The organism is Burkholderia sp. Ac-20345, from assembly GCF_017104825.1.
GTDB classification, from domain to species: Bacteria; Pseudomonadota; Gammaproteobacteria; order Burkholderiales; family Burkholderiaceae; genus Burkholderia; species Burkholderia lata_B.
In genome coordinates this window covers 43,838-55,584 of the sequence record NZ_JAAGPO010000001.1, presented here as the reverse complement: position 1 = coordinate 55,584, position 11,747 = coordinate 43,838, and the positions used below count along the sequence as shown (strand labels likewise).

The window sequence follows — 11,747 nt, the reverse complement described above, 5'->3', positions numbered from 1 at the left end:
GGAGCTTCATTCATGGCCGCATCCCGCAGTTCGCAGAAATTCATTGCGCGCAACCGTGCGCCGCGTGTGCAGATCGAGTATGACGTTGAGGTCTACGGCTCGGAGAAGAAGGTCGAGCTGCCGTTCGTGATGGGCGTGCTTGCCGATCTGTCGGGCAAGCATCCGATCGAGCCGCTGCCGGCGGTATCGGACCGACGCTTTCTCGAAATCGACATCGATAATTTCGATGAGCGCATGAAGGCGATCCGGCCGCGCGTCGCATTCGCCGTGACGAATACGCTGACGGGCGAGGGCCAGATGATGGTCGATATGACCTTCGAGAGCATGGAGGATTTTTCGCCTGCCGCGATCGCGCGCAAGGTCGAGCCGCTGCGCCAACTGCTGGAAGCGCGTACGCAACTCGCCAATCTGCAGACCTACATGGACGGCAAATCGGGCGCCGAGGCGCTCGTTACGCAGTTGCTGCAGGACCCGGCGTTGCTCAAGTCGCTGGCCGCCGCGCCGAAGCCCGAGCGGCAAGCGGACGAAACTGCCGATCAAGACGGCGCGAACTGACCGATGAACCGATAAAGGATGACCATCATGGCGAAACAGGAAGCACGGGCCGCGGTTGCGCAGACGGATACCCAATCCGATTTCAGTCAGCTGCTGGAACGCGAGTTCCGACCCAAGACCGACGACGCGCGCGAAGCCGTTGAACTGGCCGTTCAGACGCTCGCCGAGCAGGCGCTGGTGCAAACGGCGACGATCAGCGACGACGCCTACAAGAGCATCGCGGCGATCATCGCGCAGATCGATCACAAGCTCTCCGAGCAGATCAACCTGATCCTGCATCACGAGGATTACCAGGCGCTCGAATCCGCTTGGCGCGGCCTGAATCACCTCGTGTCGAACACCGAAACCGACGAGCACCTGAAGATCCGCTTCATGGACGTCTCGAAGGCCGAACTGCATCGCACGATGCGCCGCTACAAGGGCCTTGCCTGGGATCAGAGCCCGCTCTTCAAGCAAATCTACGAAGAGGAGTACGGCCAGCTCGGCGGCGAGCCATACGGGTGCCTTGTTGCGGACTACTACTTTGACCATACGCCGCCAGACGTAGATCTGCTCGGCTCGATCGCGAAGGTCTCGGCTGCCGCGCACACACCGTTTATCACCGGTGCCGCACCGTCAGTTCTGCAGATGGAGTCGTGGCAGGAGCTCGCGAACCCGCGCGACCTGACGAAGATTTTCATGCAGAACCTCGAATACACCGCGTGGAACTCGATGCGCAACACCGAGGACGCGCGCTATGTGGGGCTCGCGATGCCACGATTCCTCGCGCGCCTGCCGTATGGCGCGAAAACCAACCCGGTCGACGAATTCGATTTCGAGGAAGACACGAACGGTTCGAACCATGGGCGCTATGGCTGGGCGAACGCGGCGTACGCGATGGGCGTCAACATCAACCGCTCGTTCAAGCAGTACGGCTGGTGCTCGCTGATTCGCGGCGTCGAGTCGGGCGGCACGGTCGAGAATCTGCCGACCCATACGTTCCCGACCGACGATGGCGGAGTCGACATGAAGTGTCCGACCGAAATCGCGATCTCGGACCGGCGCGAGGCCGAGCTGTCGAAGAACGGCTTCATTCCGCTCGTACACCGCAAGAACACCGATCACGCGACCTTCATTGGCGCCCAATCGCTGCAGAAGCCTGCCGAGTATCACGATGCGGACGCGACGGCCAACGCGAACCTGTCTGCGCGCTTGCCGTACCTGTTCGCGTGCTCGCGCTTCGCGCACTACCTGAAGTGCATCGTCCGCGACAAGATCGGCGCGTTCAAGGAGCGTGAGGACATGCAACGGTGGTTGAACGAATGGATCATGCATTACGTCGACGCCGATCCAACCAACTCGTCGCAGGAGACGAAGGCCCGTCGGCCGCTCGCGGCCGCTGAAGTGGTCGTCGAGGAGGTCGAGGGCAACCCCGGCTACTACAACTCGAAATTCTTCCTGCGTCCGCACTTCCAGCTCGAAGGGCTGACCGTCTCGCTGCGGCTCGTGACGAAGCTGCCGTCGATCAAGGAAGCGGCTTAACCATACGGTAGGTCCGGCAGGGGCGGACATCGAACTGCTTCAGTAGATGACGATCAGTCAGTTTTCAATCATTTAACAATAGGAGTACTACTCATGGCACAGGACATTTTCCTGAAGATCGACGGCATCAACGGCGAGTCGCTTGACGACAAGCACAAGGACGAAATCGAGGTTCTGAACTGGGAGTGGGATATCCAGCAGGAATCGACGATGCACGCCGGAAGCGGCGGCGGTGCCGGCAAGGCGACCGTCAAGGATATGACGTTCGATCACAACATCGACCGCGCAAGTCCGAACCTGATGAAGTATGCGCTCACGGGTAAACACATCGACCAGGCGACGCTGGTGATGCGCAAGGCCGGCGGCAACCCGCTCGAATATCTGAAGCTCACGATGAGCGACGTGATCGTCACGCGCGTGAAACCGTCGGGTAGCAAGAACGACGCGGAAAAGAGCCGTGAATCGGTGTCGTTGTCGTTCGCGAAGGTCAAGCAGGAATACGTCGTGCAGAACGCGCAGGGCGGCAGTGGTGGCGCCGTGACCGCGAGCTTCGACATCAAGGGCAACAAGGAAGCGTAATTACGTGGATGCCTCGCAACTGGCGCAGGCGCATCGCCTCCGCCGGTTGTCGGGTGTCTCGTACTGTCAACGAGGGTTCATCGCGGCATGCGTTCGCTACTGACCGTTACCACACTCGCCTGCGCGTTTGCGCTTTCCGCCTGCGCGAGCAGTGGCGAGCCGAAGCCGAAGGAGCCGATTCGGCTCGACATGCGCGTGAACGCGCTGCCCGACGCCAATCCGGACGACCGGGGAAGGGCTGCGCCGATCGTCGTGCGCATCTACGAACTGAAGAGCGACGGTGCCTTCGAGTCAGCCGATTTTTTTACGCTGCAGACCCAGGACAAAACGGTGCTGGCCGACGACGTTGTGAAACGCGACGAACTGCAGTTGCGCCCTGGCGAGCACCAGACGCTCGTACGCCGGCCCGATCCGGCGACGAAGACCATCGGCGTGATCGCGGCTTATCGTGACTTGCCGAACACGGTATGGCGCGCAGTCTACGCAATGCCGGCCGCACCGGACAAGGCGTGGTACCGCCTGTTCACGCCAAAGCTGAAACTGACCATCGATATCGAGGCCAAGGCTGTCAGGATTACGGAAGCCAAGAAATGAAACATGTCGCGCAACAAAACGGACGGCACGCATGAGCTGGTACGCCAAGGTCGCCTGGCAGGAAGGGCTGTTCTTCCGTCCGCAGCTGTTCCAGCAGCAGGACCGCTATTTCGAGAAATACGCGCATCAACGCGCGGCGCCGCTGTCGCCGTTCTTTTTTGGTTTCACGCACTTCGCGCTGGACATCGAGGCGCTCGCGCTTGGCAAGGTCATCGTCAAATCGGCTGCGGGTGTATTCGCTGACGGCACGCCGTTCGATGCACCGGGCAACACGCCGTTGCCGCCGCCGTTGACGATTCGGCAGGAGCATCTCGACCAGGTCATCTACCTGGCCGTGCCCATCCGGTTGCCGAATTGCGAAGAGACCACCTTCGACAACACACCCGATTCGCTCGCACGCTATCAGGTGTTCGACACGGAGCTACGCGACACGAACTCGATCGGTCTTGCGCCCGAATCGGTGCAGCTGTCGAATTTGCGCGTACGCCTGCTGCCGGAAAAGGAGCTGGGCGATGCCTGGATCGGTCTCGCACTCACGTGCGTTAAGACGATCCGCGCGGACGGAAGCATCGTGCTCGACGACACGCTCGTGCCGCCGGTATCCGGTTACGGCGCGAGCGACCTACTGACGAGCTGGGTCACAAAGATTCATGATCTCGCGCGCCTGCGCGCGAATGCGCTTGCGCAGCGGCTCGCCGGCACCGACGAGACGACCGCAAGTGCGGCGACAGTTACCGATTACCTGCTGCTGCAGATTCTGAACCGCTACGAGCCGCTGCTGCAGCATCTGCTGCGCGTGGCGGCGACGTCGCCGGCCGACGTGTACGCGCTGCTGATCGGCATGGCGGGCGAATTGTCGACGCATCTGCGAACCGACACGCGCCGGCCGCTCGAGACGCACCCGCCCTATCAGCATACGACGCCGCACGTGTGCTTGAAACCGGTCGTCGACGACACGCACCGGCTGCTCAACGCCGTGTTGGTGCGCAGCGCACAGAGCATCGTGCTCGAGGATCGTGGTCACGGCATGCGCAACGCGGTGGTCGATCCGGTTGATATGCAGGGTTTCGCGTCTCTGGTACTGGCCGTTCACGCGGCAATGCCGGCCGATGTGTTGAAACAGCAGTTTCTTGCGCAGGCGAAGGCGGGGCCGTCGGAGAAGTTGCCGAGCCTCGTGCGTAGCCACCTGCCGGGCATCGGCCTGGAGGCGCTGCCGGTGCCGCCGCGGCAGATTCCATTCAACGCGGGCTACATCTATTACGAATTGACCCAGGGCGGGCCGCTTTGGGAGGAGGTCGTGCGTCACGGCGGCGTTGCGCTGCACGTCGCGGGGGACTTCCCGTCGCTCAAGCTCGAATTGTGGGGCGTGCGCGCATAAGCGCGGTCACGCGAAGAACCGAATACCTTCAAAAAGGAAATCCGATGGTCGACCGTTCAGCTCAACAGCCTTCGTTTGCATTCGTTGCAGCCTCATGGGGTGCGCTGCTTGCTGGCGCATGTGCATACCTGATTGGCTTGTGGAACTCAGACATGCAGCTCAACGAGCGCGGTTATTACTTCACGGTGCTGGCGTACGGACTCTACGCGGCCATTTCGTTGCAAAAGAGCGTTCGCGATCGCGTCGAGGGGATTCCGGTCACGGGAATTTACTACGGCCTGAGCTGGACCTCGCTGGTTCTCGCGATTCTGCTGCTCTGCGTCGGGCTGGTCAACGCAACGCGCGCGTTGAGCGAAAAGGGTTTCTATGCCATGGCTTTTGTGCTCGGCCTATTCGGTGCGGTTGCTGTCCAGAAGAATACTCGCGACATTCAGGCAGTGCGATCGACATTCCCGGAGTCGAATTCAACTTTCGAGACTCAAGATTCAGAAAGCAGAGTTTGATCCATCAGCATAGGGCTCGAGATGTGAGTTGACGTCGCACTGCATTTGCGCAACCCGGCCAATACAACGGTATTGACGCAGGCCGGGCCGCTTTGAGAGGCGGTCATGCGCATCAAGGGGCGCGTTGCACATTGCAGGCGATTTCCCGTCACTCAAGCTCGAATTGTAGGGCGTACGCGCATAAGTACGCCAGTTGCGAGCGAGCTAGATAGCGAATTGATCCAAGATCGCGCGTTAATTAACTCGAATATGAAAAATGGAAAATCTCACTAAGCAGTCTTCGGAGCCAACTCCCAAAAAATCGATGCGACGCGGTATTGGTCTGGCTTGGCTGACTGTACTCTTGGGCTACGTCGTCACCTCTATTTTTGATATGGGGCAGTTTTTGCCTTCGGCTCTCTATGGTCTTCTCGCGCCGCAGTTGGTTGCTGTTGGTATCGCCATTATTTTGTTTTTGTTTGGAAAGTCTGATGTGGCAGGCGGCGTCTTTCTTGGCCTTATATCGATAATTGGTGTGCTAACCGCTTTTGCGATTATCTTGCTGATCTATTTTTCAAATAATCCACCTCAAATCGTCAACGGTTGGAAATGAATCGGAGCGTAGGCGTCGAAATCCGAACGCGCTATAGGTAAGCCGCGGCGCAAATGATTCAATGGAGATGTCGGAATGGCTTTGTTTGATGCACCACGGACGTTATCGGTTTCCGGCGCTGCGCTGCCGCTGTACGGTGGTCAGTCGATCCTTACGCCGGTGAAACTCACCGGTGGCGAGACCATTGGCGAGCTGTTCGAGTACAGGCTCGAGCTGAAAACGCCGGACGCGCTCGGGTTTTCGCAGAGCATCGCGGCGAACGTCAAACTCGACAAGCTGATCGGCACGGAAGTGACCGTATCGATTCAGATCGAGGGCAAGGGCCGTTTCATCCCCGGCTTGGCCGGCAATGCCGGCATGGCCAATCTCGGTGCCGGCGAGCGCGAGATCACCGGTATCGTCAGCCACGCGACGATCGTGCGTGAGGATGGCCGTTCGATCGTGTATGCGCTCACGCTGCGGCCGTGGCTCTGGCATGCAACCAAGAATTGCGACTGCCGAATCTTTCAGGACATGTCCGTGGTCGAGATCACAGATACCGTGCTCTCGTCCTATCCGTTCCCGGTCGAAAAACGTCTCACGACACCGCGACCGAACAAGGTATGGCCCAAGCGGGACATTCAACGCCAGCACCTCGAAAGCGACTGGACGTTCCTGCAGCGCCTGTGGGAAGAGTGGGGCATCTACTACTTCTTCGAGCATAGCGAAGGCAAGCATCGCCTTGTGCTGTGCGACTCGATGGGCGCGCTCAAGCCGCTGGGTGACGCTTATGCCACGCTTCGCTACGAGCCGCCGACCGGCCGACGGTTTGACGAGGAACACATTCAGGACTTCTCAGTCTCCCATGCGCTGACCACGGGCGCGGTGACGAGCATCGACTACGACTATACGTTGCCACGGGCGGATCTGAAGGTGATGCAGGAAGATCCTCGCGACACGGGGCTCGCCCACCAGGAGCATTACACATGGGGCGATTACGCGCAGCCGCAAGCTGGCGCGGCAGGGCTCTCGGGCGATCACAACGAGCCGCGCACGGAAGCGGAATACCTGACGCTGGTGCAGATGGAGGCTCGGCGTTGTCAGGGGCTGAGAGCCTACGGCAATGGCAACCTGCGGGGCGTGGTAACCGGCCAGACATTCGTGCTGTCGCACTATCCGCAGGATGCGGCGAATCGCGAGTATGCGGTGATCGCCTGCAAGCTGACGATCGAGGAGATCGGCGAAGCGTCGGGATCCGGCCAGCGATACCGTTGCGAAGCGGATTTTACGGTGCAGCCGACCAATGAGCCGTTCAGGCTGCTGCGTACGATTGCAAAGCCACGTATGAACGGCGTCGAATATGCCGTCGTAACGTGTCCGGAGAATCAGGAAATCTGGACCGATGCATATGGGCGGGTGAAGCTGCAGTTTCTGTGGGACCGGCTGGGCCAGAACGATGAGCGATCGAGTTGCTGGGTGCGCGTGGCCGGTGCGTGGCATGGCGATCAGTTCGGCGGAATTTTTCTGCCGCGTCGAGGGCATGAGGTCGAGGTCGCTTTCGTCAACGGCGATCCGGACTTGCCGATCATCGTAGGTAGTGCGACCAATGCGTTCAACATGCCGCCGTTCGCGTTGCCAAAGAACCAGACGCTGGCGGGTTATCGCAGCCGAGAGGTCGGCGGTCGTCGGGCGAATACGCTTGCTTTCGACGATACGAACGGAAAAATCCAGGCGCACCTGTCGAGCGACGAAGGTGCCTCCCAGTTGAATCTGGGGTATATCACGCGCATTGCCGGCAATGCGGGGCGGCAGGATGAGCGCGGTCGGGGCTTCGAATTGGTAACGAGCCAGTGGGGCGTGGTGCGCTCGGCGATGGGAATGCTGATTACGACTGAGGCACGGCCGGATACGCAGGGACATGCCAAGGATATGGGTGAGACGGTCCAGCGACTCACGGACGCGCGCGATACCCACGAACGTTTGGCCGAGCTGGCTCAGCAAAACTTGGCGCAGGACGCGAACGCCGATCAAAGTGAGGTCACGGCCGCGTTGAGGGCCCAGAACGATGCGATACGAGGTGGAGCAATGTCAGACGATGCCCCGTTTCCGGAGTTTGTCGAGCCACACCTGACGCTTGCCAGTCCGGTTGGCATCCAGACAACGACAGCGGGTAGCACGCACGTCGCAAGCGGTGAGCACTTGGCGTTGACGACGGGCGAGCATTTTGCCATTGCGACTGGACGATCACTGTTTGCAACCGTCAAGGAAAAATTGCGGATCTTTGTCTACGAGGCGGGGATCAAGCTTATTGCGGGCGCTGGCTCAATCGACATCGAAGCCCTCAAGGACGCCATTAACCTGATGGCGAAAATCAGGATCCGGCAGACTGCGACGCGGATTGAAATCTGGGCCGAAGAGGAACTATCGCTACGTGGCGGGAAGAGCTTCATCACGCTCAATCATTCCGGTATTACCAACGGCACGCCGGGACAGTGGCAGTCCTATGCCGCAACTCACCAGATGCCGGGACCGAAAAGTTCGCCGGGAGATGTGCCGGCCGCCGAACTAAAGGTCTGTGAGTTGAGTACGGTCAAAGCGGCGGCTCAGCATGCGGCGATCGTGCCGCTTTCGTGAGGGACGCATGCAAAGCTACTCACTTTCCGATGCAATGTCGGTCACTACGCATCTGCTCGCTGATCGTCTCCTCATTCAGGATTGGGCGGGCGATTTGCCTTGGCATGATGTCGTGCCTGAATGGCTTTCAAATGAACACCATTTGCTCCCGGTAGTGCTTCGCCTTGATGAGCTTGACGATACCCAACGTGAAAGGGTCGAGCAGTATCTGACAGAAGACTCTGCAGAGGTCGCGTCGGCGATGTTGATCTGCAGCGAATTGAGTGCCGAGGCCCAAGCGCGTCAATTGGCTCGCCACGTCGTCATCACATTGGACGATGACTCGCGTGCGCTGCTGCGCTTTGCAGACCCTGCCGTGTTCGTTCATTTGCTGTGGGTGCTGCCACTTCCACATCTTGCCTCGCTTTGCGACGGTGCGAGTCGCTGGTGGGTGCCCTTCCAGGGCCTCTGGTATGAGCTCGAGTTCAGTGACAGACCGGAAGCCCGGTGGAGCAAGCTCGACGAGTTCCAATCGATTGCGTTGACCAACGTGGGACTGGTCAATGACGTGCTTGCGACGATGCCGGAACCGCACGACATAAAGCAAATGTGGCGCTGCAGTCAGGAGATAAATCAATGGCTGGGCGCAGCTCAGAGCGAGTTCGGTTTGGTGAATGCGCACGACTGCGTGGCTTTTGCTCGGCACGGCTGCCTTCTCGGCCGCGGTTTCAGCAAGCACCCGAAGCTGGTGCCTCATCTCCGAGATGCGGTCGAAACGCCCGGACTCTACGCACAAGCGACGGCATTGTTCTCGGAGAAAGAATGGAACAACTTAATTACATACATCGAACGGATTAACCAGAAGCAGGAGGCACCGTGACCAACGCAAGTTCTTCATCGACATCATTGGCTAAGGCAAAAGAGACTGCGTTGGGCGACTGCGAGTTTTGCCGAAAATCAGGTCTTGCAATTCTCCCGATTCGCGCAGCAGTCATGCATCCCGATTCTCGCGCACCAGAGCTGCCTGACAATCTGCATCCCGTCGATAGTGATGGGGGAAAGAATCTTCCGTTGAAAGGAGCGGCCGCCTATACGGGCCGGACATTGCGCAGTGGCTTCCTATACGTGTACGACGAACGCGGGGTGTGGGAGAAGTACTGGATTACCAAGCATGGCTATCTGATGAAGGTGCCGGTAGGCGTGCCGTTGAATGGTGCTTATACCGTGGGCCGTGAACCTTGCGACAAGACAGGACATCGGGAAATAGCGGCCTGCATTACGGTAAAAAACCCGACTAGCGCGAGGCGAATCTGGGTTGGTTATTCCGATGCAGAATGGACGATGCGCGTGCTTCAACTCCATCAGGACGAGGGGTATCGTAGTCGCCACATGCGCGTATTCGATGTGAAAAAGTGGATGGGAAACCGTAAGGCATCTCATGCCGAGACCTTGAACGACGTGGCATCCGTTGTGGCGGAGTATTCGCCGAAAGCGAAGGTCGAAACCTTTGCTTTTTCACCCTACGGGTTCAACTCACGGGCATCGACAACAGACGGCCTGTTGCGCGCCGCCTCGTCACTGGGGCCTCAACCTGCGGCCATGCTGGTCATCGATGATCCGGCAAGCGTGGCCACGGAAATCGGTGCTCGAACCATCGAGCTTCATGACAGCTTTATGACCGTTGCCGACCGATCCAGAAAACTGAGCGTCTCTACCGCAATTCTGAGCCTTCGGGGTGCGGTCTCCGATCGGGCGGAGATGAATGAGATTGTGGCGGGCGACGAACTTGAGCAAGACGGACATTACGTTCCGGATGGGCTTGGGCGTATCACTTACGTGGCCAATCCACCGAAACTTCCCGATACCACGGTGGCGGATCTACGCAAAGTTTCATCGAAATCGTGGGCGAAGTATGCGCTCGACTACGACGAAGATGCGCGTGGTAAATGGCAGGGTGAGTTCAACAAAGAGTATGGTCGGTTCCTCGACGAGATACTGCATCCGTTGGCAGCGTCTCACGTTCAGTGGATGACAAGCAACCAGATGCGGAACTATCTGGACTGCACACACGACGACACTTCGGCCGAAGTTGGGCTCGTCTACGCTCGCATTCTCACCGCGTGCATCCAGGGCACGGAGCAATTCAAGCCTTGCGCGCAGTTGTATGCGCGCTGGCTTAACGGCGTGATTTCCGATGACAAGAATATCGTGTTGCGCGGCATCGTTCTGAATCTTGAAAGCAACAAGAAGAAATTTTCGGAAAGCCTCAAGCCGGAGGTCACGTGGCAGGCCGTCGGCTGGGACGGCCTGATGCTGGCGTTCAACAATTCCATCGATGGCGTGGCCAAGCAGGCGCCGGAGGTGCTGGGTAAATTGCTGGCATCGCTCGGCGGGTCGATCACCCAGGTGTTGCAAAGTGCAGCGGATGGGCCGGTCCGTCATGCCCTGGTCGCATGCGGCGTGGTTAGCGGTCGAGCGGTCGTGCCGGTCGAGTTGACTGGCTCGTACAAGACATATCGCGCGTCGCTTATCCGCCAACTCTTGAAATCATCGGGCAGTAAGAATATTGGCAAAAATGCTCTCCAGAGAGAGGTGTCGCTCGCCTTGCGCCGTCTCCAGATTCGGGGGGAGCCGATGAGTACGGTTGTCTCGTCGAAGTTCCTGGTGATGATCGACGAGGAGTCGATCAAAGGCATGCCAAAAGGACTGAGCAAGACCGAACAGGCCAAATGGCTTGCGAACTCGATTCGTTCCGCCGAGGAGATCGAGAGACTGAATCTGTCGGCTTGGCGGGAGCGGATCAATCTGTCGCAGAGGGTAGCAACCGCGGGTAAAGCGATACCGTTTATCGGCAACATGCTAGCGGGACTCTTTCAGTGGGCTGCATATCAAAAGGTGTCGAAAGATCTGGCGGGTTCGATGAAAGACGACATGCTGGAAAGTCAGTACAGGCTGGGTAGCGCAGTGATCGCGTTGGGCTCCACGGTGGCCGACTCCATAGCGAGGGCTACTGGCAGTTTGGCCGAGACGACTTTGCTGAGAGGGCGGGCCGTGATGTTGGAGGTCGTCGGACGTGTGTTCGGGGTTGTATCGAAAGGTCTGGGAATCTTGGCCGCTGGAATTAATGCATTTTGGGATGGAAAAAATGCGTTTGAAGCTTATCAGCAGAAAAACTTCGCGCTATCGGGAGCACTTTTTGTTTCGGCGTTTTCGGGAATGGCTGCCGCACTCCTGATCGCAGTCGGTTCTGTACTTTGGTCGATTTTTGCGATTTTGGTTTTCGTTGGATCGGGCGTGATTGCCACATTTCTGCAGGACGACAAGATCGACAAGTGGCTGAAGCGTTGCTACTGGGGAGTCTTGGACGCGAAAGACCGCTATCAAAATGTAGATGCTGAAATGAGCGACCTGGTGATCGCTACTGTGGGGTGAC

Annotated in this window: 10 protein-coding genes; all 10 read left to right on the top strand. The window is 58.8% G+C overall.

Features of this window, described 5'->3' with window-relative positions:
* Positions 1-12: 12 nt before the first annotated feature.
* The 10 genes from tssB to G3O06_RS00210 all read left to right on the top strand — a co-directional run bounded on the left by tssB (position 13) and on the right by G3O06_RS00210 (position 11,746).
* Positions 13-555 (top strand): type VI secretion system contractile sheath small subunit, encoded by a 543-nt coding sequence (gene tssB, locus G3O06_RS00255; RefSeq protein ID WP_205814482.1) that lies wholly within the window; start codon positions 13-15, stop codon positions 553-555.
* 27 nt (positions 556-582) lie between these two features.
* Entirely contained in the window at positions 583-2,076 is a 1,494-nt protein-coding gene (gene tssC / locus G3O06_RS00250; RefSeq protein ID WP_205814481.1) for a type VI secretion system contractile sheath large subunit, read from the top strand.
* 93 nt (positions 2,077-2,169) lie between these two features.
* A complete protein-coding gene (locus G3O06_RS00245) occupies positions 2,170-2,655 on the top strand; it encodes an Hcp family type VI secretion system effector (RefSeq protein ID WP_174979552.1) in 486 nt (161 codons plus the stop codon).
* Between the two features lie 87 nt (positions 2,656-2,742).
* Positions 2,743-3,249 (top strand): type VI secretion system lipoprotein TssJ, encoded by a 507-nt coding sequence (gene tssJ, locus G3O06_RS00240; RefSeq protein ID WP_174914198.1) that lies wholly within the window; start codon positions 2,743-2,745, stop codon positions 3,247-3,249.
* A 31-nt stretch (positions 3,250-3,280) separates the two neighbouring features.
* Positions 3,281-4,627 (top strand): type VI secretion system baseplate subunit TssK, encoded by a 1,347-nt coding sequence (gene tssK, locus G3O06_RS00235; protein WP_205814480.1) that lies wholly within the window; start codon positions 3,281-3,283, stop codon positions 4,625-4,627.
* 44 nt (positions 4,628-4,671) lie between these two features.
* Positions 4,672-5,130: an inner membrane protein YiaA gene (yiaA, locus tag G3O06_RS00230; protein WP_205814479.1), complete on the top strand. Its 459-nt coding sequence runs from the start codon at positions 4,672-4,674 to the stop codon at positions 5,128-5,130.
* Between the two features lie 256 nt (positions 5,131-5,386).
* Positions 5,387-5,722, top strand: a complete 336-nt coding sequence (locus G3O06_RS00225; RefSeq protein WP_205814478.1) for a hypothetical protein — start codon at positions 5,387-5,389, stop codon at positions 5,720-5,722.
* Positions 5,723-5,797: 75 nt separating this feature from the next.
* A complete protein-coding gene (gene tssI, locus G3O06_RS00220) occupies positions 5,798-8,335 on the top strand; it encodes a type VI secretion system Vgr family protein (protein ID WP_205814477.1) in 2,538 nt (845 codons plus the stop codon).
* Positions 8,336-8,342: 7 nt separating this feature from the next.
* Complete coding sequence (locus G3O06_RS00215) at positions 8,343-9,194, top strand: DUF4123 domain-containing protein (RefSeq protein WP_205814476.1); 852 nt, start codon at positions 8,343-8,345, stop codon at positions 9,192-9,194.
* Positions 9,191-11,746, top strand: coding sequence for a T6SS effector BTH_I2691 family protein (locus tag G3O06_RS00210; RefSeq protein WP_205814475.1), 2,556 nt, complete (start codon positions 9,191-9,193; stop codon positions 11,744-11,746). The genes G3O06_RS00215 and G3O06_RS00210 overlap by 4 nt, the downstream gene beginning before the upstream one ends.
* Position 11,747 lies beyond the last annotated feature (1 nt).